22 protein-coding genes are annotated in these 25,450 nt (G+C 55.6%); 15 read left to right on the top strand and 7 right to left on the bottom strand.

The annotated features are described in order from the left end of the window. Window positions 1–22 precede the first annotated feature (22 nt). Together NSQ73_RS28480 and NSQ73_RS28475 are read right to left on the bottom strand one after the other, a co-directional pair. Window positions 23–874 (bottom strand): 1,4-dihydroxy-6-naphthoate synthase, encoded by an 852-nt coding sequence (locus NSQ73_RS28480; RefSeq protein WP_042140350.1) that lies wholly within the window; start codon window positions 872–874, stop codon window positions 23–25. Then, a complete protein-coding gene (locus NSQ73_RS28475; protein WP_340949037.1) occupies window positions 874–1,557 on the bottom strand; it encodes a futalosine hydrolase in 684 nt (227 codons plus the stop codon). Before NSQ73_RS28475 ends, NSQ73_RS28480 begins: the two co-directional genes overlap by 1 nt. 1,383 nt (window positions 1,558–2,940) lie before the next feature. Here NSQ73_RS28475 and NSQ73_RS28470 point away from each other — a divergent pair. The 9 genes from NSQ73_RS28470 to NSQ73_RS28430 all read left to right on the top strand — a co-directional run bounded on the left by NSQ73_RS28470 (window position 2,941) and on the right by NSQ73_RS28430 (window position 12,707). Beyond that, entirely contained in the window at window positions 2,941–3,414 is a 474-nt protein-coding gene (locus NSQ73_RS28470; RefSeq protein ID WP_042140349.1) for a MarR family winged helix-turn-helix transcriptional regulator, read from the top strand. 260 nt (window positions 3,415–3,674) lie between these two features. After that, a complete protein-coding gene (locus NSQ73_RS28465) occupies window positions 3,675–4,076 on the top strand; it encodes a DoxX family protein (protein WP_340989543.1) in 402 nt (133 codons plus the stop codon). Window positions 4,077–4,203: 127 nt separating this feature from the next. After that, window positions 4,204–5,154 (top strand): ring-cleaving dioxygenase, encoded by a 951-nt coding sequence (locus tag NSQ73_RS28460; protein ID WP_340989541.1) that lies wholly within the window; start codon window positions 4,204–4,206, stop codon window positions 5,152–5,154. A gap of 2 nt (window positions 5,155–5,156) precedes the next feature. Then, complete coding sequence (locus NSQ73_RS28455; protein ID WP_340990703.1) at window positions 5,157–5,774, top strand: alpha/beta hydrolase; 618 nt, start codon at window positions 5,157–5,159, stop codon at window positions 5,772–5,774. Window positions 5,775–6,036: 262 nt separating this feature from the next. After that, entirely contained in the window at window positions 6,037–7,266 is a 1,230-nt protein-coding gene (locus NSQ73_RS28450; RefSeq protein ID WP_042140346.1) for a multidrug effflux MFS transporter, read from the top strand. Further along, the gene (locus tag NSQ73_RS28445; RefSeq protein WP_340989539.1) at window positions 7,263–8,129 is read left to right on the top strand and encodes a DMT family transporter; all 867 of its coding nucleotides are present in this window, start codon (window positions 7,263–7,265) and stop codon (window positions 8,127–8,129) included. Before NSQ73_RS28450 ends, NSQ73_RS28445 begins: the two co-directional genes overlap by 4 nt. Before the next feature lie 89 nt (window positions 8,130–8,218). Beyond that, a complete protein-coding gene (locus tag NSQ73_RS28440; protein WP_340989537.1) occupies window positions 8,219–8,578 on the top strand; it encodes a FlxA-like family protein in 360 nt (119 codons plus the stop codon). 371 nt (window positions 8,579–8,949) lie between these two features. After that, window positions 8,950–11,607 carry a bifunctional lysylphosphatidylglycerol flippase/synthetase MprF gene (gene mprF, locus NSQ73_RS28435; RefSeq protein WP_340989536.1) on the top strand — a complete coding sequence of 886 codons (2,658 nt, stop codon included), beginning with the start codon at window positions 8,950–8,952 and terminating at the stop codon, window positions 11,605–11,607. A gap of 236 nt (window positions 11,608–11,843) precedes the next feature. Next, entirely contained in the window at window positions 11,844–12,707 is an 864-nt protein-coding gene (locus tag NSQ73_RS28430; protein ID WP_340989534.1) for a nitroreductase family protein, read from the top strand. Here NSQ73_RS28430 and NSQ73_RS28425 read toward each other — a convergent pair. Continuing rightward, window positions 12,700–14,529: an ATP-binding cassette domain-containing protein gene (locus NSQ73_RS28425; RefSeq protein WP_340989532.1), complete on the bottom strand. Its 1,830-nt coding sequence runs from the start codon at window positions 14,527–14,529 to the stop codon at window positions 12,700–12,702. The two genes, NSQ73_RS28430 and NSQ73_RS28425, sit on opposite strands and share 8 nt — an antisense overlap. Next, window positions 14,526–15,344, bottom strand: coding sequence for an energy-coupling factor ABC transporter ATP-binding protein (locus tag NSQ73_RS28420; RefSeq protein WP_340989531.1), 819 nt, complete (start codon window positions 15,342–15,344; stop codon window positions 14,526–14,528). The genes NSQ73_RS28425 and NSQ73_RS28420 overlap by 4 nt, the downstream gene beginning before the upstream one ends. A gap of 118 nt (window positions 15,345–15,462) precedes the next feature. Between NSQ73_RS28420 and NSQ73_RS28415 the strand changes: the two genes are divergently transcribed. Both NSQ73_RS28415 and NSQ73_RS28410 read left to right on the top strand, forming a co-directional pair. Next, complete coding sequence (locus NSQ73_RS28415; RefSeq protein ID WP_340989530.1) at window positions 15,463–16,071, top strand: biotin transporter BioY; 609 nt, start codon at window positions 15,463–15,465, stop codon at window positions 16,069–16,071. Window positions 16,072–16,406: 335 nt separating this feature from the next. Continuing rightward, window positions 16,407–16,877, top strand: coding sequence for a hypothetical protein (locus NSQ73_RS28410; RefSeq protein ID WP_340989529.1), 471 nt, complete (start codon window positions 16,407–16,409; stop codon window positions 16,875–16,877). 210 nt (window positions 16,878–17,087) lie between these two features. On the opposite strand, the gene NSQ73_RS28405 is transcribed toward NSQ73_RS28410, so the two are convergent. Both NSQ73_RS28405 and NSQ73_RS28400 read right to left on the bottom strand, forming a co-directional pair. After that, the gene (locus tag NSQ73_RS28405) at window positions 17,088–18,572 is read right to left on the bottom strand and encodes an alpha-amylase (protein ID WP_340989527.1); all 1,485 of its coding nucleotides are present in this window, start codon (window positions 18,570–18,572) and stop codon (window positions 17,088–17,090) included. A 99-nt stretch (window positions 18,573–18,671) separates the two neighbouring features. After that, entirely contained in the window at window positions 18,672–19,517 is an 846-nt protein-coding gene (locus NSQ73_RS28400) for a DUF72 domain-containing protein (protein ID WP_340989525.1), read from the bottom strand. 271 nt (window positions 19,518–19,788) lie between these two features. Here NSQ73_RS28400 and NSQ73_RS28395 point away from each other — a divergent pair, with 271 nt between their 5' ends. Beyond that, entirely contained in the window at window positions 19,789–20,643 is an 855-nt protein-coding gene (locus NSQ73_RS28395) for an MBL fold metallo-hydrolase (RefSeq protein ID WP_340989524.1), read from the top strand. Between the two features lie 305 nt (window positions 20,644–20,948). Here NSQ73_RS28395 and NSQ73_RS28390 read toward each other — a convergent pair whose 3' ends face one another. Continuing rightward, on the bottom strand, window positions 20,949–22,541 hold the full coding sequence (locus tag NSQ73_RS28390; RefSeq protein WP_340989523.1) for a histidine kinase N-terminal 7TM domain-containing diguanylate cyclase: 1,593 nt from the start codon (window positions 22,539–22,541) through the stop codon (window positions 20,949–20,951). 369 nt (window positions 22,542–22,910) lie between these two features. Here NSQ73_RS28390 and NSQ73_RS28385 point away from each other — a divergent pair, with 369 nt between their 5' ends. From NSQ73_RS28385 to NSQ73_RS28375, 3 genes are read left to right on the top strand one after another with little or no spacing between them, the layout of a single operon-like run. After that, window positions 22,911–23,693 (top strand): ABC transporter ATP-binding protein, encoded by a 783-nt coding sequence (locus NSQ73_RS28385; protein WP_340989522.1) that lies wholly within the window; start codon window positions 22,911–22,913, stop codon window positions 23,691–23,693. 2 nt (window positions 23,694–23,695) lie between these two features. After that, entirely contained in the window at window positions 23,696–24,508 is an 813-nt protein-coding gene (locus tag NSQ73_RS28380) for an ABC transporter permease (protein WP_042240520.1), read from the top strand. Beyond that, entirely contained in the window at window positions 24,508–25,407 is a 900-nt protein-coding gene (locus tag NSQ73_RS28375; protein WP_340989520.1) for an ABC transporter permease, read from the top strand. Before NSQ73_RS28380 ends, NSQ73_RS28375 begins: the two co-directional genes overlap by 1 nt. Window positions 25,408–25,450 lie beyond the last annotated feature (43 nt).

The raw sequence follows: 25,450 nt of genomic DNA, 5'->3' as shown, positions 1-25,450 counted from the left end.
TCCTTAATCTAATTAGTCCAAGCTAGCGCAACAGCTCCGGATCAATGACAGGCACGAGACCCTCGGCAGCGGCACGGGTCAGCAGGGCAGAGATTGCCGCGTAGCCGTCTTCGCCCAGGTTCATCGTGAACTCGTTGACATAAAGATCGATATGCGATTTGGCTACTTCCGGGGAGAGCTCCTGGGCGTGGCTCAGGACATATTCCTGGCAGTCCAGGGGATGATCCCAGGCATACTGCAAAGAGCTGCGGATCCAGCCGGTAATGGACTCGTGGTCCAGATCCCGGCGGGCGATGATCGCGCCGAGCGGAATAGGCAGGCCGGTGTCGCTTTCCCACCAGCTGCCGAGGTCAGTCAGCAGGTTAAGATTATAGGACGGGTAGGTGAAGCGGGCTTCATGAATGACCAGCCCGGCATCAATCGTGCCATTCTGTACAGCAGGCATGATTTCATCGAAGGGCATGACGACGATCTCGGCCGGGCCGTCCGGCACCTGCTGCGCAGCCCATAGCCGGAAGAGCAGATAGGCGGTGGAGCGCTCGCTTGGCACGGCTATTCTGCGGCCGGATAGCTGACGCGGATGTTTGATGGCACCTGCACCTTTGCGCGTCAGTACGAGCGGGCCGCAGCCCCGTCCAAGCGCACCGCCGCAAGGCAGCAGCTTGTACTTATCCAGCACCCAGGGAAGCGCGGCGTAGGAGATCTTAAGCACTTCCGGACCGGCGCCGTCTGCCGCGAGTCCGTTGGTGATATCGATATCGGCAAAGGTTACCTCCAGCTTGGGTGCATCCGGTACCAGCCCGTGCGCCCAGGCATGAAATACGAAGGTATCGTTGGGACATGGGGAAAAAGCAATATGAAGTTCGGTTGTCATTACAGCACCTCCAGTAGAATAGCCGCTGCCGCTGTGAGGGCGTCCAGGGCTTCTTTGATCTTCCACGCGGCCCGGTCGCGCGGGCCGACCGGGTTCGAGATCGCGCGCAGCTCCAGCGCTGCGATCCCCAGGGCCTTGGCGGCCACGGCGACTCCGTGGCCTTCCATCGCTTCCGCCGCCGCCTGCGGATGGCGCGCGGCAAGCTCCGCGGCCGTCCCGGCGGTGCCGGTCGCGGTCGATACGGTAAGCACGGTGCCCGTGCTTACCGCAAGCCCGGCCGCTGCCAGCGCGGCCGCAAGGGCCTGGACCGTGCCGCCCGGCGCAGGCACGGACACGCTGCCGAAGCCAAGCTCGGCAGCGCTGCGGAAGCCCTCCGGCGTCTCTGCGCCGAGGGCCGCGTCAAGCATCTCGCTGGCGACGACCAGCGAGCCTACGGGTGCACGGCCGGGGAAGCCGCCGCCGATCCCGGCGCTGATGACGCAGCCGTAGGAGCCGGCTGCCAGAGCGGCGGCGGTGCCCGCCGCAGCCGCAGCGGTGCCGGCGCCCGCTGCGATGACATGGAACCTGCGGCTGCCCTGCAGGCCGCGCAGGACGGCATCCCGCTCGGCTGCGACAGCGGTCACGATCAGCACGTTAGCGCCCGGCGGAATAAGCCGGGCAGCATTGCCGGACGCGTCCCGCATTGCTCCGTTCTGCACGCCTGAATCCCGCACCGCTGAATCCCGCACCGCTGCATCCTGCACGCCTGAATCCCGCACCGCTGAATCCCGCACCGCTGCATCCTGCACGCCTGAATCCCGCACTGCTGCATCCTGCACGCCTGAATCCCGCACCGCTCCATCCCGCACTGCTGTACCCCGTTCCGCAGAATCCCGCACTGCTAAATCCTGCTCAGCTGTACCCAGTTCAGCAGAATTCCCTTCCGCTATATCGCGGCCCCGGGCATCACATTCCGGTAGTTCCGTTGAATCCATCCAGGTGTTGCCTCCTTTATATGTAATGAACTGCTTCCTTACATTCGCACCCAAAAGGATACGCCGTTTTGGGAGTGAGGTCAAACCGAGTCCTTGCTGTAATCTTTCATTATCAAGTGAACCAAGCTGTATCTAGATTGATCTGAAGGAATTTCCGAAACAGATGTTTAATCCAACTGTAATTGAATCATCCTAAGCTCAATCCTGGTTGGATTCTATTCCCCATTGCACTATGTACAGCAGAATCCTGTGGAATCGGCGGCTTTGAGCAGGAATCTGGAAATCAATTGTATGAAATACAACAGACTTGGTTTTAGCGCACATTAACGTAAAATCTATTGTAGAAAGTGCAATCACCGAAAGATGTTACCTTCTGATAATTAATTTACCGATGGGACTTTTAAGTGTACGTGGCATGTGGGACAGACCATTGCGCCAGAGGGTTATCTGGGGAAGGCAATGCGGAGCGCATAGCGGATAATTGTATTTCGTGCAGTTAAAAGACGGCGAAAAGCCACATCAGCAAGGATAACTGTATTCCGTACAATTATAATTAGGAAAACTGCTCTTATACGGCATAGTAGCGTTTTATAAGTGTACAAAGTGCAATTAAAACTGCTCCTGCGCAGAAATAGGTCGTTTTAGTTGTACAAACTACAGTTAAAATTTGAGCGAGAGCCTCATTCTAGACAACCAGCAATTCGGAGATCAACCAAGACGTCTGGTGGGAGAACGAAAGCTATTAATCGAAAATTAATCCCCTAAGCCTCCCTCAGTACCTCGCTTTATACTTACATCAGCACTCCATCAGCACTCCATCAGTACTCCAACAGCACTCCACCAGCACTCCACCAGCACTCCACCAGCACTCCCCCAGCGCTCCCCAAGTTACTCCATCAATCCCTTCCCTCAGTAATCCCCCGTTAATCCCTGAATATTTTCACACAACTTCCTATATAGTCACCATATACTCTGGTATATAAAAAATCTTCTCCTAATCAGTTGACAATGAAATCGTCATGCTGTATATTTATCTTAACTTAAAGATAATTAACTTAAAGATAAACGCAAACACGACAGGAGGTGCACATAATGAGCGGCAATAATGACACAGCAGGTACAGCAGCTGACAGTACAATCGATCAGGAGCAGGCGGCATCACTGAAATTATTCGTTGTTCTGTCCAAGGCTTACAAGAGCCTGATGGATCAGGCGGTGAAGGATATGAAGAGCCATGGGCTGGCATCGGCGGAGTTCATGGTGCTGGAAGTCCTGTATCATAGAACGCGGATTCCACTGCAGCAGATTGGCGAGAAGATTCTGGTCACCAGCGGCAGCATCACCTACAACATCGATAAGCTGGAGAAGCGCGGACTACTGAAGCGCGTTCCATGCGAGGACGACCGACGTGTGACTTATGCCGAGATTACGGAAGCGGGGCGCGAGCTGTTCGATGATATTTTCCCCCGTCATGTCAGTTCCATACACAGCCTGATGGGCGGGCTGGACAGTGAAGAGAAGGCTCAGGCCACTCAACTGCTGAAGAAGCTGGGCAAGGGTGTATAGAAAACCGGAATAGCACAGCGGGTTTCTGAACAGCCGGCTGGAACTCGATAGCTGACTGTTAGCTTAGCTTTAGCAGCAAGATGAGCATTGAAGATCAGGCAGTCCATAAATTTAACAATGTAATAATGAATTGGTATTCAATGAAAATGCCAAGTCCCCGAATGGCGGGCAAATTATATATAGATCAGCAGGACCAAAAATTTTTATCTAATATCTTAACGTTAAGATAATTAAAATCCAGAGAATGGAGAGTGTTTAAAATGGTTAGTGTAGGTTTATTGTTGATGAGATTGGTAATTGGTGTAGCGTTTATCGGGCATGGTGCACAGAAGCTGTTCGGCTGGTTCGGCGGCTACGGCCCCAAAGGTACAGGCGGCTGGATGGAGTCGATCGGCATTAAGCCCGGCGTACGTATGGCGGTGCTGGCAGGACTGATGGAGCTGGTCGGAGGACTGCTGTTCACACTCGGTCTGTTGACTCCGGTAGCTGCTGTGCTGATTGCCGCAACCATGCTTGGCGCAATAATCAAAGTCCATGCTCCTAACGGGTTCTGGTCTACGGCTAACGGGATCGAGTTTCCATTAACGGTACTGGTGGTTGCGGTCGGGGTGGCTCTGGCGGGTCCGGGTTCGATTTCACTTGATGCACTTTTCTTTAAATAATAGCCGGTACGCCAGGCAGCCTGCTCCACAGACAGCGGGCGGCTGCCCAGGGCGGACGTCAAGATAGCATCCTCATTTTACGAAAAAACAGATTGTACAACACACCCAATTTCAGGAGGTAATAATCATGACTATGCAAACTGCAGGAATTCATCATATCACCGCTTTTGTAGGAGACGCTCAGCGCAATGCTGATTTCTATACCGGAATTCTCGGACTGCGCCTTGTCAAAAAAACCATCAACTTCGACGCACCCGACGTCTACCATCTCTACTTCGGCAATGAGCAGGGTGCACCGGGCACCATTATTACCTTCTTCCCCTGGTCTACCGGACGCAAGGGCAGAATTGGCGGCGGCCAGGTGGGCGTAACCACTTATGCTGTGCCGGCAGGCTCCATCGGGTTCTGGGAGCAGCGGCTGGCCGCTTATCAGATTCCGGTTACCAAGGTAAGCCGGATCGGCGAGTCTTATCTCTCCTTCGCGGACTTCGACGGTTTGCGGATTGAACTGGTAGAACGTGAAGAGGGTTCCTTGAGCACCTGGTCCTTCGCCGGAGTACCCGCAGAACATGCGATCAAAGGCTTCGGAGGTGCTGTTCTCTACAGCGCTGCCCCGGACAAAACAGCAGACACACTCTCCCGTACGCTGGGAATGGAGCAGATTGCTGAAGGTGACGGCTACATCCGGTACAGATCTGCCGGTGATATCGGGAATATCATCGATCTGAAGTCTACTCCGGTTCCGCAGGGGGCTGGCGGCACAGGTACCGTCCACCACATCGCCTGGCGCGCCAAAGATGATGCCGAGCAGCTGGAATGGGGCCGCCGCGTACAGAGCCACGGTTACCAGCCGACTCCGGTGCAGGACCGCCAGTACTTCAATGCCATCTACTTCCGTGAAGAAGGCGGAATCCTGTTCGAGATTGCGACCGATCCTCCCGGCTTTGCCCGTGATGAAGCGCCAGACGCGCTGGGACAGAAGCTGATGCTTCCGGCATGGTTTGAACCGCAGCGTGCGGCGATAGAAGATAATTTAAGCCCATTTGAAATCCGCGAAATCGGGGTGAATCAGAAATGAATATGACGCATGTATTCCATCAAGGTACGGATGTAACTCAGCCGACGCTGGTATTATTTCACGGCACAGGCGGCAACGAGCATGACCTGCTGCCGCTGGCCGGGCTGCTGGCTCCCGGCGCTTCGGTACTGGGCGTCCGCGGGAATGTACTCGAGAATGGCATGCCGCGCTTTTTCCGGCGGCTGGCTGAAGGAATATTCGATGAGGAGGATCTCATCTTCCGCACCCATGAGGTGAAGCAGTTCCTGGATGAGGCTGCAGCCAAGTACGGATTCGATGCCGGTAACCTTGTTGCAGTCGGTTACTCGAACGGTGCGAACATCGCCGGCAGCCTGCTCTTCCATTACGGAAGCATCTTCCGCGCGGCAGTGCTGCTGCATCCGATGGTGCCGCTGCGTGGCCTTGCAATCCCGTCGCTGCAGGGGGTTCCGGTCTTTATCGGGGCAGGAACCAATGATCCGATCATCCGCTCCGAAGAGACACGTGAGCTGGAATCCCTGCTGAGCGGCGCGGGAGCCGAAGTCACCTCTCACTGGGGCAATCAGGGACACCGCCTGAGCACAGCCGAAGCTGAAGCGGCCAGGGATTGGCTGGCCGGACTCACAGCTTCCGGAGAATGATGTAAGTATACAGACAACCGCCTGCGGTAGCTGCTGATCAGTGATATGATCGGCCGGCCGGCTCCTGCAGGCGGTTCTTTGCGATATATAGGTTATAGGTCCAAGATATATTTGCTCCCCCGTTCTATTCCCCGTTAATGCACAAAAGCATTGAACATTCAGGTTGTGATCGGGTAGTATGAAGAATAAAAAAACGGACCTGAGCAAAAACGGATTTGCCGTCTTTTAAAGAGGTACCATAAGAAAGGTTGCGTCACTATTTATGATTAAGCAAAACCATATTTCAAGCCTTGCGGAGGGCGGGCCTTCGAAGAAACAGCGGCTGCAGCTGGCAGTCATTCTGGGAGCCATCGCCACGATTGGCCCTCTGTCGATTGATATGTATCTGCCGGCTCTGCCTGCGCTTAGCACCCATTTCGCCACCAGTCCGGCCATGGTGCAGCTCAGCCTGACCTTCTTCCTGCTGGGGCTGGCCTCGGGCCAGCTGGTGGCCGGACCGCTCAGCGATGTGCATGGACGCCGTGTTCCGCTCTTTATCGGTATGGTGATTTATGCGGTTTCTTCACTGCTCTGTGCGTTCAGTCCTTCGATCGGCCTGCTGGTGTTTCTGCGTTTCATCCAGGGCCTGGCCGGATCAGTAGGCGTGGTCATCTCCCGTGCGGCGGTCCGCGATATGTACAGCGGCTCAGAATTAACGAAGTTCTTCTCGCTGCTGATGATTGTCAACGGGCTGGGGCCGATCTTCGCTCCTGTCATCGGGGGACAGCTGCTGAGAGTAACCACCTGGCAGGGTGTGTTTGTAGTTTTGTTTGTGTTCGGACTGCTCTTTGCGGCCATCATTCTGCTGCGCCTGCCGGAGACATTGCCCAAAGAACGCCGGATCAAAAGCGGGCTCAAAGGAACGCTGCTCACCTTCCGTATCCTGCTCGGCAATGCCAAGTTTATGGGCTATGCCCTCTCCCAGGGCTTTGTTACAGCAGCCATGTTCGCTTATATTTCCGGTTCTTCCTTCGTATTGCAGATTATTTACGGGGTATCCCCGCAAATGTACAGCCTGATCTTCGCTGTTAACGGGCTGGGCATTATTATCTCCGGGCAGATTGCCGGCCGGTTGTCCGCAAGAGTAGGGGAGCGCAAGCTGCTGATTAGCGGACTTCTGCTCTGTACTTTCGGCGGTGTCCTGCTGCTGGTTACCCTCCTTGCCGGAGGCGGACTGCTGCCGATTCTGGTCTGCCTGTTCGCCGTGGTCTCCAGTGTGGGTCTGGTGAGTACAACCAGCTTCTCGCTAGCCATGCAGGATCAGGGGGAAACGGCAGGGAGTGCCTCTGCACTCCTGGGTCTGCTTCCCTTGCTGCTGGGCAGCTGTGCGGCTCCGTTAGTCGGACTTGGCGGCAGTGACTCTGCTGTGCCGATGGCGCTGGTCATCGCGGGAGCAGGCATCCTGTCCATTTTATCTTACCTGCTGCTCTGTAAAAGGGCGGACAAGCCATGAGCCGCAAGGATCTCACCACCCTGCTGCTGCTTGCCTTCGCCTGGGGAGCCTCCTTCCTGTTCATGCGGATCGCCTCTCCTGAATTGGGGCCGGTCTTCACGACCGAGCTGCGTGTTACGCTTGCCGGAGCAGCCCTGCTGCTCTATGCATTTGTGACCCGGCGCAAGCTGGGTATCCTGAAGCACTGGAAGCAGTTCCTGCTGCTCGGTGCCATTAATGCCGCGCTTCCGTTCACCCTGATCTGCATGGCTGAGCTGCATCTGAGTGCTTCGCTGGCGGCAATCCTTAATGCCACGACCCCGATGTTTGCGGCCCTGGCCGCCTGGGGAACCCGGCAGGAGAAGCCGGGCCTGGCCAAGTCGGCCGGCCTGGTCATTGGTCTAATTGGCGTAGCTGTTCTGGTCGGCTGGAGTCCGGTACCGCTCACAAGTACAGTTCTCTTGTCAGTAGGGTACTCGCTCTGCGCCGCATTGTGTTATGCATTTGGAGGATTATATGCTTCACGTGTAGGCTCCGGCCTCACTCCGCTGGCGCTTGCTGCCGGACAACAGCTGGGTGCAAGCGTGGTGCTGCTGCCGCTGGCGGTTATTTTTGCCCCGGATCATCTGCCCTCGGCCGCTGCGGTATACTCCGTACTTGGTTTGTCGCTGATCTGTACCTCGGTGGCTTACCTGCTGTACTTCCGCCTGATCGCCAGCATCGGCCCGGTCAAGACCGTCAGCGTCACATTTCTCGTCCCTGTATTCGGCCTGATGTGGGGAGCCATCTTCCTGCATGAGCCGGTCTATGCCAATACCCTTGCCGGACTGGTTATCATCCTGCTGAGCGTAACACTGGTTAACCGGAAGCCGCGCAAGTCTTAGGACAACAGACATTCAGCAAACTTTCAGCGCATTTTAACGTTCTTCTGGGGTGAAGGGGCTATATTGAAGAGGTGAAAGGAGAGATAGGCATGAATATTTCATCCGTATCCGCATCAACGTCCACCTCGTATACGTCCTCCAGTGCAACGGACACAGCCGCGCTTGAGAAGCAGAAGGCAAAGCTGGAAGCTGATCTTGAGAAAGTAAGTTCAAGTAAAGACGACGAGAAGACCAAAGAAACCAAGACCAAACAGCTTGAGCAGCAGATCAAGCAGATCGAAGCGCAAATTGCCCAAAAGTCACAGAGCGCCAGCAGCTCCTCTTCGGCCGGAAGCGCAGCTGCACCACCGGAGAAGCCTGCTGACAGCAGCAAGCTGACGGCGGCGTCTGCACAGGAAATCGCGAACGCAACTACAGATAGCGAAGGAAGATTTGACATTCGGGTATAACTCGGGTGAACAGCGTGCCTGAGTAGAGAACCGCCATTGCCGTGGTGACTGGTTCTCTATTGCGGGATGACAACCCTTGTGCAGCAAGAAATAGGCATCCGGACTGATTGCAGTCAGGGTGCCTATTTTTTGTATCCCAGGATCAATCAACCTTCGGTTTTCCGCCGCTGCAACTCAAGCTATTCTCCGGTGACTGCGGACTCTGCAGTGATTTACACTTTGCCGGCTGTCTAACTCTGGTGAACATACAACCGTTATACGGGTCATCTGCTGCTGATATTGCTATAATAGGTTTTATGGAAAATGCTGAATGTTGTTTAGCCAAGGGTGAGTTCAGCAGTAAGGGCAGGTGAAGTCATGCATTCAAAGTCATGCATTCAATGAAACAAAGATTGGAACGCTTCAGATTCGTGAGGCTGCTTCTGTCCATCTACCGGATTAAGGCGGTAAGGGCGCTTGTTCCGCTGCTGATCATCGGTCTTGTCTATTGGGAAGGGCAGAATGAGCTGAAGCAGATTCATTTGGGGATGATCATTCATGAATTAAAAGCAGTCCCCGCGCCGGCCATTCTGCAGATGCTGGGCATTTCCCTGCTCTCCGTTGCGGTCATGAGCACTTATGATTATTTAATCCGCGGGCATTTCCGCTTGCAGACCAGCTACTTAAGCACCTTCCGCTATGCCTGGATCGCGAATACGTTCAATAACCTGATCGGCTTTGCCGGTCTGGCTGGCGCGGGCCTCCGGACGCTGCTCTACAAAAAAAGCGGTGTGCCCTCGTCCGTGCTGGCACCGGCTATCGTATTTCTGTCACCGCTGATGATTACCGGGCTGTCGCTGCTCTCCTGGTGCACCCTTACCGGAATCCTTCCGGCGGATGCCCTTCTGCATGAACATCGCTGGCTGGTATTCGCGGTGTGGGGAATGGCGCTTTATTTGCCCTTTTTTGTAATTCTCCAGCGTTCCTCACTATTCGCCAAGTGGATTAACCGGGGGCAGGGCAGGACATCCTGGCTGACGGTAGCGGCTTCTGTCGGAGCTTCCTTCCTGGAGTGGGCCTTTGCCGGACTGACCTTCTGGATGATTGCCGGTCAGCTGCTCGGCGGTGCTCCGTTTGTTACGGTCTTCAGTATTTATGTCGTTGCCGCCATTGCCGGCATTCTAAGTATGGCTCCCGGAGGCATCGGTGCCTTCGACCTGATTGCCCTGCTTGGACTTACCCAGCTGGGAATCCGGAGCGATCAGGCCATGGCTGTGCTCGTCATCTACAGACTATTCTATTACATTGTGCCCTGGCTGATCGGACTGGTGCTGGCGGCGCTGGAGATCGGGCTGCCGGGTAAGAAGGGGACTGAACGCAGCGGAGACAGAGTCGAAACTCCCGTTACCGTATGGCAGAGAATATGGGGCTGGCCCGGCCAATACACCTTCCTCAGCGACCTGGGGGTCTGGGCACTCGGCAAGCTGGTGCTGGCCAGCGGTCTGATTCTGCTGCTGTCCGCAGCTACACCTGAGCTGCTCTACCGGCTGCGGATCACAGAGGATCTCCTGTCCCTGCCGGTGATGCAGATTTCCCATCATCTGTCCGTGCTGATCGGCTTCATGCTAATTCTGCTGTCGCGGGGAATTTCCCTGCGTGTCCGTAGAGCGTATATCTGGACGAGTCTGCTGCTCCTCGGAGGGGCGGTATTTGCTTTTACGAAGGGGTTTGATTATGAAGAGGCGCTGTTCCTGCTGCTGGTAGGCCTGATCCTCTGGATCTCACGGACCCGGTTCTACCGGATTAGTGTACCGCTCAGTACCAGGAGCACCGTATGGTGGCTGGCTCTGACTTCAGTTATAGCACTCAGTTATTATGGGCTGGGGAGTTATTCGCATCACGGTTTCCTGAAGCATCTCCCGGCCGGAATCCGGCCGGAATGGCTGCGGCAGCACAGCAATGTGGCGGTTACAGCTATAGGCGGACTGATCTTCTCCTGGCTGCTGCTGACTATGCTTGTTGCTCTCCGGCCGCAGCGCAAGGCCGATGAGCTCTTCGCGGATAAGGATATGGCGCGGCTGGAGCAGTTTCTGGCGGAAGGCTGGGGCAATGCCTTAAGCCATATGCTGTTTCTGGGCGACAAAAGCTTCTACTGGGCCCGGGAGGGCAGAGTGTTATTCGCTTTTGCCAGAGTAAGGGACAAGCTGGTGGTACTGGGTGATCCGCTGGGTCCGGTGGGCCTGGTCAATGACGCAATCAGCGAGTTCCGCCAGGCGGCGGATTTGTATGGACTCGCCGTAGTGTTCTACCAGGCTACACCAGCCTACCTCCCGGTGTATCAGAGCCAAGGCTACCGGTTCTTCAAGCTGGGCGAGGAAGCCTTGGTGCCGCTTGAGAACTTCAAGGCCAGCGGCCCTCGCAATGCCGATCTGCCCAGTGTGGTAAGCCGGTTTGAACGTGAGGGCTATGTCTTTGAGATTGCCGAGCCCGCGCATTCTGCAGACCTGCTGCAGGAGCTCAGGGCGCTGTCGGAGGAATGGCTGGACGGGCGCCTGGAAAAAGGGTTTTCGCTGGGCTGGTTCAGCAAGCCGTATCTGCAGCTCGCTCCGCTGGCGCTGCTGCGCGGAGCTGACGGGCAACTCATGGCTTTTGCCTCCATTGCCCCGGGCTATGACGGACACAAGACCGTGTCCATTGATCTCATGCGCCACCGCAAGGATACCCCAAACAGGACTATGGATTACTTGTTCCTGTGTCTGCTGGAGTGGGCGAAGTCGCGGGGGTTCAGCAGCTTTAATCTGGGTCATGCCCCGCAGCCTGGTGCCGGCCGGAATACCGGAGCGCTGCGCGAGGAGAAGGTGGCCCGCCTGGTCTTTGAACGCGGCGGCCACTGGTACGGATTCCCCGGCCTGCGGCGGTATAAGGAGAAATTCGGGCCGCAGTGGGAGCCGCGGTATCTGGCGTATCCTGCATCGCTTACCCTCTACCTTTTAACCCTCGATCTGGTGAGACTGGTTTCCCGCCATCCGGGTCCGGAGGATAAGGAATAAGAGCTGGACGATTCTCCTGAAATGGGGGATACTAATTTTACCAGCAACCGGACCGCAGAACAGGCAACTATAGAGTATAGATCATTTTGGGAGGGCTCCTGTTCTTAGCGGAGCCCTCTTTTTTTGGCTTGAAGCTGTAACAGGGAGGCTGAGCCAGCCAGTAAGGAATGGGCAGTTCAGGTCAGGGCAAGACAAGGCAGGGCAGGGTTGCGGGATAATTTGAGGAGGCGGCTGTTATGGGGAATGCAGTAATGGAAATTATGGAGAAACGCAAGTCTGTGCGGACTTATGAGACCACACCAATTGATACAGCAGCCCATGCCTCCATTATGGAGTATCTGGATAAGGAAGAGAATTTGCGCGGTCCTTTTGGCGGGATATCAGGGATTGAATGGATCTGGGCCAAAGGCGGGGCGGGGGAAGGCAAGGGCATGAAGCTGGGCGCTTACGGGATCATTGTGAATCCGCAGGCTTATCTGGTAGGCTCCGTGCGTAACGGGAAGCTGGCACTGCTGGAGTTCGGATATACCTTCCAGAAGCTGATTCTTTTTGCGACCGGACTGGGTCTTGGAACTTGCTGGATTGGCGGAACCTTTAACCGCAAATCCTTTACCCGTGGGCTGGAGCTTGCCGAAGGGGAGATTATTCCCTGCATTACGCCGCTCGGCTACGCGCGGGAGAAGCAGCGGCTGCTGGATACCACGATGCGGTATGTGGTCAGAGCCGACAATAAGAAGCCTTGGCAGGAGCTCTTCTGTGACGGTGATTTCAGCAAACGGCTGACACCGGAAGCCGCCGGGAAGCTGGCCGTCCCCATCGAGATGGTCCGGATCGGCCCGTCAGCCTCCAACAAGCAGCCATGGAGACTTGTCTTGTCTCCAGACCGGCAGCAGCTGCATTTCTACTTGGAGCACACGCCTAATTATAGCGGCAATAAGCTCGGGTTCCAGATGCAGCGGATTGATATCGGCATTGCCGCCTGCAATTTCGAGCTGGCCTGCCGCGAGCTGGATATTGCAGGCACCTGGACCATTAACGATCCGGGAATAGAAGCCGGCAGTCCGAATACGGAATACATGCTCAGCTATACACTTAGCTGATCCGGGAAAGCCACCACAACAGGCCTGCTGCCGTCAGGATACATAGCGCAACCCATGTATCGCGCTTGTTCCAGGCCAGCTGATAGACAGGAGTCCGCTGCTTGGCGGGATCATACCCGCGCGATTCAACGGCTGTAGCCAGCTCGTCGCCCATGCCCAGGACAAGGATGATCAGGGGCACGATGATCAGGGCAATCTGCCGCGGGGACCAGCCTGCCAATCCGCGGGCCCGTCTGCCGCGCGAGCTCAGTGCCAGCTGCAGCTGTGTCAGCTTGCCGAGAATCCAGGGCACGAACTGCAGCGTCACGGACACAGCCAGCGACCAGTTGCGGGTCCGGATTCCAAGATGTCTCAGCGGAGCAATTCCCCATTCCAGCCCTTCACGCAGCGGAGCGCCGGTAGTGGTCTCCGTGAACAGGAATCCGAGGACGATCAGCAGCAGAAACCGCAGCACGCTGATCCCTCCGCGCTGAAGTCCCGCAGAACTGAAGCCGAGCGGACCCATACTGAAGCCGGGCGAGTTCCAGCTGAGCCCGGACAGCAGCCAGAGAAACAGGAACATGAGGAGGAACGGTCGGAAGAAGCGGAAGACCCTCCGCCAGGAAATTCCGGCCGAAACCGTGAGTCCGGCCAGCAGGCTTGCAGCCAGCAGCAGCGGGAGGAAGGTGTCCATCCCCAGCACGGTCAGTGATCCGATAATCATCCCCAGCCATTTGACCCGGGGATCCAGTCCCTGCCAGCGTAACCGGCCAGGGGCTTGTTTGATTGATGAGTGGTCAGATGTTGCGGGCTCCCCGTAAAGTCCCTGAGGAATCATTGAAGCCAGGGCCTCGCTTACCGGGCCTGGCGTAGCGGCAGATAGATCCGGTGCGTCTCCGCTTGCCGGGCCTGGTGTGGCGGCAGATAGACCTGGTGCGTCTCCGCTTGCCGGTGGAGATTCCGTCACGCTTCTTCTCCATTCGCTGGGCTCTTTGTGGGCGGCTGCAGGAACGCTGACAGACTGCGGAACGGGCAGAAGCTGCTTATCCAGTCCGGCGAGCAGCTCCTCCAGATTGTCCGGCAATGCTTCAAGCCAGCCGCGTTCTACAAGCCTGCGGCCTATCGAGGCATAAGCCGGAGGCGTAAGTCCGGCGGCTCGCAGCAGTCCGGGATCCGCTGTCAGTGCCGCAGCAGGGCCATCATAATGGACCGCGCCCTGCTTCATCACGATCACCCCGTCGGCAACCGGCAGAAAGCTGTCCAGATCATGCGTGCCGATGATCAGAGTCAGGCCGCTCTGCCGCAGCTCCTGCACCATTTCCAGCAGCGACTGTGCCGCCTGCGGGTCCAGTCCTGCGGTCGGCTCATCGAGAATGAGAAGCCCGGGCCGGGAGGCTATGGCTCCGGCAATACAGACCCGGCGCTTCTCGCCTCCGCTAAGCAGGAAAGGGGAACGTCCGGCGAACTCATCATAAGGCAGCCCGGTCCACGCGAGGGCGCTGCGGATGATGCCCGTCCGCTTCACCTTAGGCACACCGCGCTGCGTCAGGCCGTATTCGATATCCTTGTGTACGCTGTCCGCGAACAGCTGGGTCTCCGGCTGCTGAAATACCATAGACACGGTTTCCCCGGCCTTGCGGTCAGCAGGCTTCGTATCCTCATGAATGATATTGCCGGATGCCGGATGCTCCAGCCCGGCGAGCAGGCGCAGCAGAGTGGACTTGCCGCTTCCGTTAACTCCGCAGAGCACGGTCAGTGTGCCTGAGGGGATATTCAGGGAGATATCCTGCACGGCGTACTTGCCGTCGTAATGGAAGGAGAGATGCTCTGCCTGAATCCTCATAGCATTGCCTCCAGCTGCGGCTCGGTCAGCGGGAGCAGATGAAGCGGCCAGTTCTGTCTCTGCAGCAGTCTCCCGATGCGGACCACGGGCGATGGAACCCATCCGAGCGCATCCGGCAGGCCGGAGGCGTAGAACAGGGTGCGCGGATCACCGTCATAGAGCAGCCGGCCATCGCCCATAACGGCAATGCGCTGGCTCTCGGCCAGCTCCTCCATCCGCTGCGTGACCCAGAGCACGGTTGTGCCGCTCCTCCATAACTGCCGGGCCAGCTCTAGAATATCCTGCCTTCCCGCCGGGTCCAGCATGGAAGTGGCCTCATCGAAGATGATCATGCCTGCTTCCAGGGCAAGGCAGCAGCCGACAGCCAGGCGCTGGCGTTCTCCGCCGGATAGACTGGCGACATCTGCTTCCGCTTTGTGGGCCAGTCCTACCTGCTGCAGAATATCATGGATTCGCGTAACCATCAGAATCCGGTCCAGCCCGCGGTTCTCCAGCCCGAAAGCGATGTCCTCGAAGGGCGTAGAGCCCACCGTCTGTGCCTCGGGATTCTGAAATACAAGCTGGACCTGCTGCTTCACGTCCGCGCGGTTCTGAGGCGAGCGCAGATCCAGCCCGGCGACGGACAGACTGCCTCCTGACGGGGGAATCAGCCCGTTGAAGGTGCGGACCAGCGATGTTTTGCCGCAGCCGTTGGCTCCTGTGAGCGCAACCCATTCTCCCCGTCCAATATGGATACTAATCCCTTGCAGAACCGGGCGCCTGTGCTGGCCATCCCGTAAAGACAAGGTCAAATTATGCGCCCTGATCATCCTCATGCCCGCTTTCCTTACAGTTCTAGTCAACAATCGCTCCCCATTATAACAAAGATTTGAGGATTGATGTATCCGGAGGGGGATGATATAGTGATCCTAAAAAAAGGGGGTACTCCCGGCAATGAAGAAATGGACGACCCGCGGCCTGATATTCAGTGCACTATTCGCCGCAGTTATGATCGCTCTGAGTTATTTAAAGATCTCTCTGCCCTTTTCTACTGTACCTATTACAATGCAGACCCTGGCTGTCATGCTGGCCGGTTCTATTCTGGGGGCACGCTATGGTACGCTCACCGTACTGATCGTGATCGGACTTGCTGCTGCGGGCTTCCCGGTGATGGGCGGAAGCGGCGGACTCGCGGTGCTGGTTGGCCCGACCGCAGGCTATATATTCTCCTGGCCGTTCGTAGCCTGGCTGATTGGCTTCTTCGCCCAGCGTATTAAGCAGGATAAATATACTTTTGTGAAGTTGCTTGCGGCTAACTTTATATTTGGTGCGCTGCTTGTCTATCCTGGCGGCGTATGGTGGCTGGCCCACTCAACCGGTATGGACTCGCTGGCCAAGGCGTTAACTGCAGGTATGTGGCCGTTCATTCCGGGCGACCTGACCAAGGCAGTGCTGTGCTCTGCCGTAGTGACGGCTGTGTGGAAGGTGTATCCGATCGACCGTATTTTAAACAGTGATTCCGGCGTCTGGGCAGACGGGGAGAAGTCAACCGTCATTCGTTAGCTGGCTGTGGTTAGTTGAGGCTGCTAGTTGGCTGGCTGAGATGGCCAACGGCTGGGCTGAGGTTGGCGAACGGTTGGCTAAGGTGGCGAATGGCTGGCTAAGGTGGCTAATGGCTGGCTAAGGTGGCGAACGGCTGGCTGAGATGGCGAATGGCTGGCTGAGGTGGCGAATGGCTGGCTGAGGCTGGTGAACGGCTGGCTAATGGCTGGCTGCACGGAGCAAAGAGGCGATTTCGCTGCCGTATGGCAGGGAGTCGCCTCTTTTATTGTTATTTAGAAAATTATGATATCCATCTGTAGTGTATAGAACGTGCATGATGTCCTGGTTACGTTTCTTTGGAGCTTGGAGCCAATCCGGTTGAAGGACAAATTTGTTCTTGTATCAGGAACTCCACCGAATCCCCCGGAAGTCGGCAGCACGGTGAAATCAAAGGGAAAAATCCCTCTAATTCCGCTGAAGGTGGGCTGTATGATGAAATCAAAGGGAAAAATCCCTCTAATTCCGCTGAAAGTGGGCTGTATGGTGAAATTAAAGGGATAAATCCCTCTAATTCCGCTGAAAGTGGGCTGTATGGTGAAATTAAAGGGATAAATCCCTCTAATTCCGCTGAAAGTGGGCTGTATGGTGAAATTAAAGGGAAAAATCCCTCTAATTCCGCTGAAAGTGGGCTGTATGGTGAAATTAAAGGGAAAAATCCCTCTAATTCCGCTGAAAGTAGGCTGTATGCTGAAATTAAAGGGATAAATCCCTCTAATCATACCTGGACGTTGACCAAAGGAGGAAGTGAAGAGCAAAAGTGCCCCTGATTTCACCGCCTGTCCTCGTCCGTCAGCCTACCGCCCGCCCCGACTATCCTCGCCAGTTCACCGCCCGCCCCGCCTGTCCTCGCCCGCCCGCCGCCAGCCCGCCCCCGGCTGTCCTCGTCTGCCCGTCGCCCGCCCGCCGACTATCCTCGCCAGTCCACCGCCCGCTGTCCTCGTCAGCCCACCGCCCACCGCCTTACCGGACTCCAATGTTCACTCTTTCACGCAATCGTCCTCCGGCTCCGGATCAGGCAGAGCCCAGACCGAGACGCTTCCGCCATTCACCGGAAATACCGCCCAGCCGTCCTCTCCGATGGTGACAGTCTCCTGGCGGTTGCCGGTCAGATCCTCCCATACTTCCCCGCCGCGCGCTTCGCCGGCGAACATCCGCTTCTCTCCGTTGTCCCCGTTCGAGATCACTACGGCGCAGCCGGAGCCTTCGATCTCCGGAACGCCGCGCCGCACCCAGCCGATGGTGTTGGGATGGTCGAAGTAATCATCCTGGTCGCCGTAGGCCTTGTTGTAACGGGCACAGAGCAGAGGATCGATGGCGTCCTTCTTGCCCTCCACCGGCGCCGGGCCGCCGATACCGTAATAATCGCCGTAGAAGACAACGGGATATCCGTCCCTCCGCAGCAGAATCAGGGCATAGGCGCTCTGCTTGAACCAGTCGCCGACCCATGATTCCAGCGCCTCATGCGGCTGGGAGTCATGGTTGTCGACGAAGGTGACGGCATTGGCCGGATGCGTCTGGACCAGCGTATCGTCAAAGATATGCGTCAGATCGAAGTCCCTGCCCGCAAGCGCAGCCGAGTAGAGCTTATAATGCAGCGATACATCGAACAGATCGATCTGATAGTCAACGGTGTTCAGGAATTCACGGCAGGCCTCCAGATTGGAGTTCCAGAATTCGCCGACAATGTAGAAGTCTTCGCCGCGTTTCTTTTTCATTTCCGCCGCAAATTCTTTAATGAATTCATGGTTGATATGCTTAATGGCATCCAGGCGGTAGCCGCTGCACTGCAGGGTGTCGACCAGCCATTTGCCCCAGTTCAGCATTTCGTTCTTCACGTCTTCATTGCTGTAATCAATGTTGGCGAACATCAGATAGTCGTAATTGCCGAATTCGTCATCCACATTCTGATTCCAGCCTTTGTTCGTCCCATCAATCCGGAATACGCCGTTCCGGCTTGCCTTGGCATCGAAATCGGTGCCGTTGAAGTGGGTGTGGTTCCATTTGAAGCTGGAGTACTCATCCCCGCGCCCCGGAAAATCAAACTTGGTCCAGCCTTCAATCTCAAACGGCTGGGAGATATCCTTATTGCGGTCGTTAGGATCGACCTCAATGACCTCAAACACCTCTGTCTCATCTGCCCCGGCCTTATGGTTCATGACGAGATCCACGTAGACCGCGATGCCGTTCTTCAGACATTCGGCAATCGCGTCGACCAGTTCCTGCTTGGTTCCGTATTTCGTGCGTACGGCACCCTTTTGATCAAATTCGCCCAGATCGTATAGATCATAGACTCCATAACCGGTATCTTCCGGAGAGACCGCCTTGGTTACGGGAGGGACCCATACGGAATCAATTCCCGCCGCCTTCAGGTCAGGGGCCATTTGGGCAAGGCGTTTCCAGTGTTCTCCGTCTGCGGCAACATGCCATTCAAAAAATTGCATCATGGTATGGTTTCTCTTCATTCCTGGTTAGCCTCCTTAAGGGTTGTGAAACGAATGGAACAATTCTTGGGTCTGTTGCTTCAGCAAGGAGTAGAAGAGATTTATGTAGACCTCCGAACCTCAGGTGAATAAGTCCAGCTGGCGCGGGGCCAAACCGCCGTCAATCCCAAGCAGGGACTGCAGCTCCTGCGCATTGGGGGTAGCATCACCGGCGGAATTATTATTAAAGACTACGTAGATATCACGGCTGCTCTGCGTAAGTGTAAGCAGACGGTTCTTCCATTCCACCAGTTCTTCAGTGCTGTAACGGTACAGATAGCGCAGCTTGCGCCAATCGGGATGACTGCTCTGATTCCAGCCTCCGGTATTGCGGCCGTGCAGCCGTACATAGGTGATGTCTGGCGTAGTAGCGACCGGTACAATCGGGATCGAGCCTGAACCAGCCTGCGGCTCATCGGCTATGGTATGAATCCAGCCCTCCTGCTCCAGGAACTGCAGGGTTCTGCTGCGCAGCTCAGGACTGTACCAGGAATCGTTGCGGAACTCAATGGCGGAGGGCACATCCAGCATTCTTTCCTTAGCCTCACGCAGGAATTCCACATTATCCTTGGTGCAGTCGAACCAGGGCGGGAACTGGAACAGCGCCATGGCCAGCTTGCCTGCCGAACGCACAGGGGCAATGGAGGTATGGAAGGCGCGGTACATCTCCTCCGGCGTATCGTAATAATTTTTTTTATCACGGAGATGTCCGGTCATCCCCTGGTAAGCCTTCACAATGAACTTGAACTGCTCCGGCGTCTGGTTAACCCACTTCACATAATTCTTGACCGGCTGCACGGCATAGAAGGAACTGTCGATCTCCACAATGGAAAAATAAGCGCTATACGCAGGAAGCCGGTCGGCAGGTTTGATTTTGCCGTACAGCTCCTCGTGGTCTCCGAAGCCGGTAAGCCCGATCTTAATCATAGAACGCCCTCCTTGTATCAGTCTGCTCTATGCCAGTTTCAACACTGGCTATCTCTTATTAAACTGAAAACCCGTCAAGGCAAACAAGGGCATTTGATTAAAAGCTGAAACTCAGGCAACATGAAGATAGGATTTGGAACAGAATACCGTGAATGAAAAACTGCCAATGGTGCTGTTATCACCAAAAGAGGAAGAGGATATACTCCGGCAGAATGCCTTTTATTCTGCTTACCCTACCCTTTAAGGTATAGCAATAGAAAGGAAGTTGTGTATGGAACATAAGTTTCAGGAGCTAAGTCCGCATATTCTTATCATGCATGCGGAGCATGACACGGACCGCCCGATCCTGGCGGCCGTCTCCGGCTCACGCCGGACACTGCTGATGGATGCGGGGAATTCCCCCGCCCATGCGGAGCTGTTCCGGGAAGAGCTGGCAAGAAGGGGCTGGCGTCAGCCGGATCTGCTGGCCTTGACGCACTGGCATTGGGACCACACCTTCGGGATGACAGCCTGGAACGTCCCTGTGATTGCGCATGAAGGAACGGCGCGGGTACTTAACCGGCTCGCAGGGCTGAGCGGAAGTGATGAAGAGCTGGAAGGCCTTGTGCAGGAAGGGACAATCAGTGAGGAGAGTGTAGCGCATATCCGCCTGGAATATGGCTCCCCGCGGGTAATCACCGTGGATACGCCTGATATTATCTTTAACGGGAGTATTACTGTAGATCTGGGCGGAGTCACTTGTGAGCTAAGCCATGTGGGCGGTGATCATTCAGCCGATTCCTGCGTCCTGCATGTTATAGAAGATAAAGTTCTTTTCTTGGGAGATGCCCTGGGACCGTCCGTATATGGCGGGCCGCGCCGTTACAGCAGTACCGGTTTCCTCAAGCTGCTGGAGCTTATCTACGGCTATAAGGCGAACGTGCTTGTAGAATCACATGGAGTACCAATGACGGAACAGGAATTCCGTGCAGACCTGGTACCTTGGGAACGTCTTGCCCGGATTGTGGATGTCTTCGGGGATAACCGCGAGCGGGTGCTGCTGGAGCTGAAGACGTATCTTCAACTGGAAGAGCTGCCGCCGGGTTTATTGCGGAGTGTGGAATATTTCCTGGAAGGCGCAAGGTGATACTCCGCAGCCGAAGCCGAGACTAATCCAAAAAAGCAACCACCCGGTTCAGCTTCTCCAAGTCATGCGGATTAAGCTTCAATGTTGAAGACGGAACACCTGTACCGCAGTAAATAAACGGATAGTACGAATCTGTCGTTCATGATGGAGGATTTCAAACCCACATGCTGGGCCTCTAATATTTCTGTTAACTTATCCACGACATTACATCCCCTTTGGTACCCGATAAGAATTTTCCCGAAAACAACACTACCCCCGTGCTCAGGATTCTGTCCGGGCATGGGGGTAGTTGTATTGTTATGAAATTATACCGGCTTGAAATGCGTGATCGCAGAGCCACTGGACAGATGAACGGCATTGCGGCCGTTCCGCTTGGAGGTGTAGAGTGCATGATCGGCTTCGGAGAGCAGCTCCTCCAGCGATATATTACTGCGGAAGGCTTCCACTACGCCGAAGCTTGCCGTTACATTAATGGACCCTGACAGCGTGTAGAAAGCGCTGCGCTCGATATCCCCGCGGATTTGCTCCGAGATGACCGCCGCCTGCTTCAAGGGAGTATCCGGCAGACATAAGACGAATTCCTCGCCTCCATAACGTCCGAAGATATCCTCTTCCCGCACATGCCGGCTGCATACACCCACTACATGCTGCAATGCCATATCGCCATATTGGTGTCCGTACCGGTCATTGATGCTTTTGAAGAAATCGATATCCAGCAGGATGATCGAAAAGGGGGCGGAGCGTTCGGCCGCTTCCTCCAGCAAGCCCCGGCTCAGTTCCATGAAATGCGTCCGGTTATATATACCGGTAAGGCTGTCGATGGTGGCCAGCTGCAGGAGCTTCTCCTGGAGCAGTGTCCGTTCAGTGACATCGATCAGCATAATCATCCGTCCGGCCAGATGCCCGTCATGCTTCTGCACAGGGGAGGAGCGGATCTGGTAATAACGGACATCCTCCCCCATATTCCAGACGAGCTCCTGCTCATCGCTGTCCCCGGGATTGGAATTCATCACATAATCGACAGCTTCCTTGCCGGCGGGAAGGAACAGCTGGGCCAGCGGCCTGCCGATTGCGGAGGCATCGAGATCCTGCAGCATCTCGGCTGCGGCCCGGTTGTAATCGACAAGCTTGTCCGAGAGGTCCATGACCAGCACGCCGTCCCGCATGCTCTCGAACAGATTCTCGCGGGCAATGGGTGCGGCGGTAAGCATGCCCCGGGAGAGAATAGCCCATATATACAGGGTGGACGTTACACTCATAATTACAGGCACGGGGTCCATTCCATACGGAGTCGCATCCATCAGGTAGAGGAATGCGCCCAGTGCGGGCAGGAACTGCCCGATGAAAATAATCACCATCTGCCGGAGGTACACCCGCTTCATCCGGTTCCAGCGCCAGAGAATAAGGCACATGCCCGCCAGCATGCAGCCGAAGGTCAGACTGCCTTGCACAATATACCAGGGGCCCATGACGATATCGATCAGCGGTGTAGGGGCACCTTCCCGGAAATGCATGGATTGATAGAACAGGTGGTGGTACTCGTTGGTCCATACGAGCACGGTAGAGATTACGGGCACCGAATACAGGACGGTCAGCAGTTTTTTGGAAATCAGACGCTCCAGACCTACGAAGTGCATAATCATTAGCATGCTGGAGGGGGCGATATAGGGCAAACCGAGGTACTCCACCTTAACCCACAACGCGATTTCCTGCATGGTGCTGCCGGAGAGTTCCAGCGCGAACCCGAAGGTATATATCGCCGAAGCGGCTGAGCTTACAATGAAAGCTTTTAGACCGGAAAAATCTGTCTTCCTATAATAGGCAAACAGCGCCAGCAATGCGCTCAGCACACCTGAGATAGAGACGATGACTATATAGTTGGAAATCATGGATTCCATGGGTAGCGCCTCCATGTGTAGGAATAGGCTTTGAACATTGGCTAAAGGTCTCCTATAGAAGAGTAGATATAGTTAAATGATATCACACATCTGCATAGATAACAGTTGGCAGGAACCCGGCAACAGAGGGTGAGAATACATACTAACTTTATCGGCACAATTCCAGATTATTAACAATGCAAACGGGCTCCTGGACAAAATGACGGAATTTCTCAGCGTCCATTTTACGATTTGTCTAATGTGGGTCTGCAGAGCAAAGTGTAAGATGTTAGTTAATCGAACATGTAACAAGAAAAAGGCATTTTTTCACAACATATGTGTTATGTTATTTAACATATAATAGATTCAGGGATGAAGGGGGAGCTGGAAATGTCATTAGTAGCGACAAAAATTCCTGAAATACAGCTGGAGAGCGTCGAGATGCGTTATAAGACGGAAACGGCTGACGTGCTTGCGCTGCATCAGGTAAGCCTTGATATTGCCAAAGGAGAGTTCGTGTCCCTGCTGGGGCCTTCCGGATGCGGTAAAACCACACTGCTGAGACTGATGGCAGATCTTATAACACCAACAGCCGGAAATATTATGGTGGCCGGAAAGACGGCGAAGGAAGCGCGGCTGGCACAAAAGTATGGGATTGTTTTTCAGAGTCCGGTGCTGTATGACTGGCGGAAGGTCAAACATAATATTACGCTGCCGCTGGAGCTGATGGGCGTTAAGAAATCGGTCCGCGAGGATAAAGCGCTGGAACTGCTGGAGCTCGTGGGATTGCAGGGGTTTGCTGATAAATATCCCTGGCAGCTGAGCGGAGGGATGCAGCAGCGCGTAGCCATCGCCAGAGCACTCTCGATGGAGCCGGAAATTCTGCTCATGGATGAACCCTTCTCTGCGCTGGACGAATTTACCCGCGAACGCTTGAATGAAGAGCTTCTCTCCGTCTGGAGCAAGGTCCAGAGCACGATTGTATTCGTCACTCACAGCATCCCTGAATCCATCTTCCTGTCAGACAGAGTATTCGTGCTATCCCCGCATCCGGGAAGACTGTCTGCGATTGTTGATATTCCGCTGCCGCGCCCGCGGACGGCGGAGATGAGAAACAGTCCTGAGTTTTTTGAACTGATCGCCCGCATCCGCGACAGCTTTGAAGGGGTGTAGGCATGAAGCAGAACAGTGCGTTTATGCGGGAGCGCGTGCTGCCGCTGTTCGTCTGGATCTTTGGTTTGCTGGTGGTCTGGGAGGCTGTCTCATGGTGGCTGCTGAACGTAGCGAAGACGCCGCTGGCCCAGTCCAAGCTGCCTTATGTCCATGAAGTGGCGGCAACCCTCTGGAAGTATAGCGGGACGCTCCTGAAAGAGGGCGGAGCCACCTTCGGCAACGCAGGTGTCGGATTTCTGATCGGAGCGCTGGCCGGGGTCATTCTGGCAGTGCTGATGAGCCTGTCGAAGACAATAGAACAGCTTGCCTTCCCCTATGCCATTGCTTCGCAGATGATTCCAATCCTTGGCCTGGCGCCGATTATCTATGGTATTGTACGCGACGAGCAGGTGTCGCGGATTATTATATCCGGGTATATCACCTTTTTCCCGGTGGCACTTAATATGCTGCGCGGACTGCGCAGTGTGGATCTATCTGCACTGGAGCTGATGCATTCCTATGCCGCTAAGCCTTGGGCAGTCTATTGGAAGCTGCGTTTCCCCGCAGCGCTGCCTGGTCTGTTCAGCGGCCTGAAGATTGCTGCACCGCTGGCTGTAACGGGCGCTATTCTCGTTGAACTGATGGGTGCGCAGCATGGCATCGGTGTAATTATGCTCCGCAATCTCTACTATGGCCCTTCCCATACGTATATGTTCTGGTCCACCGTACTGGTCGGCGCCCTGCTCGGCATGGCAAGCTACTGGCTGATGAGCCTGGCCGAACGTCTGGTGGCGCCTTGGCAGCCGGAATTCCGTCCCAAAGGAGGGAGCCGCTGATGGCAAGCAATTCTGTAGGCGATATCCCATTCATTACTTCTGCCGGAGCGGAGGCGGGTCCTGCTCCAATCCCGGCATCTAACAACGGAATTTCATCAGAACCAGGGAAGCAAAAGAATCCCCGCCGTCCCTTGCGGCGGTTGAATCCCGGAATCATCCTTCCCCTCCTGGCCGGGTTGATATTCCTGGTGTTGTGGGAATATCAAGTGTTTCACCGAATCTTCGATTTGAAGAAATATCAGCTGCCGCTGCCCTCGGCCATAGCGGAAGCTATGCGGGACAACTTCAGCCTGCTGCTCTCTTACACCGGATATACCCTCACTGAAGCCGTCCTTGGCATGCTGATCGGTTCAGCCTGCGGCTTCCTCATTGCACTGGCCGCAACGGCCTGGCCCCGCTGGGGCGGGGGCAGCCTGACAATGGTTGCTGCGCTGAATGCCGTGCCGATCGTGGCGCTTGCCCCGATCATGAACCTGTGGTTCGGTGACGGCATCGGGTCGCGGGCCGCTATTGTTACTGCGACCACGATGGCGGCCATGGCCATCAATGCCTACAAGGGCATGGCGGCTGTTGATCCGCTGGCCCTTGATCTGATGCATTCCTATGCAGCGGGCAAACCGGCAGTATTCCGCTATCTGCGGATTCAGAACAGCCTGCCCTATGTATTCACCGCGCTGAAGATCAACGCTACGGCGAGTATGATCGGAGCCATTGTCGGGGAGTTCTTCTTCTCCTCGCGGGGACTCGGCTATCTGCTCTCCAACTCCATCAAGGTGGCCAAAATGCCGCTGGGCTGGTCCTGCATTGTGCTGGCAGCCATTGCCGGAGTCATCTTTTACCTGGTCGTTGAACGGCTGGAGAAGGTGTTCATCAAGTGGCATCCCTCCCAGCGCGCGTAACAACTGTAATGCCTGTAGCACCCTGTAACACCCTGTACCTGTT

The sequence above is a fragment of the Paenibacillus sp. FSL R10-2736 genome (genome assembly GCF_038000245.1).
Taxonomy (GTDB): Bacteria; Bacillota; Bacilli; order Paenibacillales; family Paenibacillaceae; genus Paenibacillus_AQ; species Paenibacillus_AQ phytohabitans.
The sequence above is the reverse complement of the archived record's forward strand: the minus strand, read 5'-3'. Positions and strand labels throughout refer to the sequence as shown.

What these genes read in the sequence shown, in the direction of transcription:
- NSQ73_RS28480 (WP_042140350.1), bottom strand. Translation starts at nt 874, where the DNA reads ATGACAACCGAACTTCATATTGCTTTTTCCCCATGTCCCAACGATACC.
- NSQ73_RS28475 (WP_340949037.1), bottom strand. Translation starts at nt 1,557, where the DNA reads ATGCGGGACGCGTCCGGCAATGCTGCCCGGCTTATTCCGCCGGGCGCT.
- NSQ73_RS28470 (WP_042140349.1), top strand. Translation starts at nt 2,941, where the DNA reads ATGAGCGGCAATAATGACACAGCAGGTACAGCAGCTGACAGTACAATC.
- NSQ73_RS28465 (WP_340989543.1), top strand. Translation starts at nt 3,675, where the DNA reads ATGGTTAGTGTAGGTTTATTGTTGATGAGATTGGTAATTGGTGTAGCG.
- NSQ73_RS28460 (WP_340989541.1), top strand. Translation starts at nt 4,204, where the DNA reads ATGACTATGCAAACTGCAGGAATTCATCATATCACCGCTTTTGTAGGA.
- NSQ73_RS28455 (WP_340990703.1), top strand. Translation starts at nt 5,157, where the DNA reads ATGACGCATGTATTCCATCAAGGTACGGATGTAACTCAGCCGACGCTG.
- NSQ73_RS28450 (WP_042140346.1), top strand. Translation starts at nt 6,037, where the DNA reads ATGATTAAGCAAAACCATATTTCAAGCCTTGCGGAGGGCGGGCCTTCG.
- NSQ73_RS28445 (WP_340989539.1), top strand. Translation starts at nt 7,263, where the DNA reads ATGAGCCGCAAGGATCTCACCACCCTGCTGCTGCTTGCCTTCGCCTGG.
- NSQ73_RS28440 (WP_340989537.1), top strand. Translation starts at nt 8,219, where the DNA reads ATGAATATTTCATCCGTATCCGCATCAACGTCCACCTCGTATACGTCC.
- mprF (WP_340989536.1), top strand. Translation starts at nt 8,950, where the DNA reads ATGCATTCAATGAAACAAAGATTGGAACGCTTCAGATTCGTGAGGCTG.
- NSQ73_RS28430 (WP_340989534.1), top strand. Translation starts at nt 11,844, where the DNA reads ATGGGGAATGCAGTAATGGAAATTATGGAGAAACGCAAGTCTGTGCGG.
- NSQ73_RS28425 (WP_340989532.1), bottom strand. Translation starts at nt 14,529, where the DNA reads ATGAGGATTCAGGCAGAGCATCTCTCCTTCCATTACGACGGCAAGTAC.
- NSQ73_RS28420 (WP_340989531.1), bottom strand. Translation starts at nt 15,344, where the DNA reads ATGAGGATGATCAGGGCGCATAATTTGACCTTGTCTTTACGGGATGGC.
- NSQ73_RS28415 (WP_340989530.1), top strand. Translation starts at nt 15,463, where the DNA reads ATGAAGAAATGGACGACCCGCGGCCTGATATTCAGTGCACTATTCGCC.
- NSQ73_RS28405 (WP_340989527.1), bottom strand. Translation starts at nt 18,572, where the DNA reads ATGAAGAGAAACCATACCATGATGCAATTTTTTGAATGGCATGTTGCC.
- NSQ73_RS28400 (WP_340989525.1), bottom strand. Translation starts at nt 19,517, where the DNA reads ATGATTAAGATCGGGCTTACCGGCTTCGGAGACCACGAGGAGCTGTAC.
- NSQ73_RS28395 (WP_340989524.1), top strand. Translation starts at nt 19,789, where the DNA reads ATGGAACATAAGTTTCAGGAGCTAAGTCCGCATATTCTTATCATGCAT.
- NSQ73_RS28390 (WP_340989523.1), bottom strand. Translation starts at nt 22,541, where the DNA reads ATGGAATCCATGATTTCCAACTATATAGTCATCGTCTCTATCTCAGGT.
- NSQ73_RS28385 (WP_340989522.1), top strand. Translation starts at nt 22,911, where the DNA reads ATGTCATTAGTAGCGACAAAAATTCCTGAAATACAGCTGGAGAGCGTC.
- NSQ73_RS28380 (WP_042240520.1), top strand. Translation starts at nt 23,696, where the DNA reads ATGAAGCAGAACAGTGCGTTTATGCGGGAGCGCGTGCTGCCGCTGTTC.
- NSQ73_RS28375 (WP_340989520.1), top strand. Translation starts at nt 24,508, where the DNA reads ATGGCAAGCAATTCTGTAGGCGATATCCCATTCATTACTTCTGCCGGA.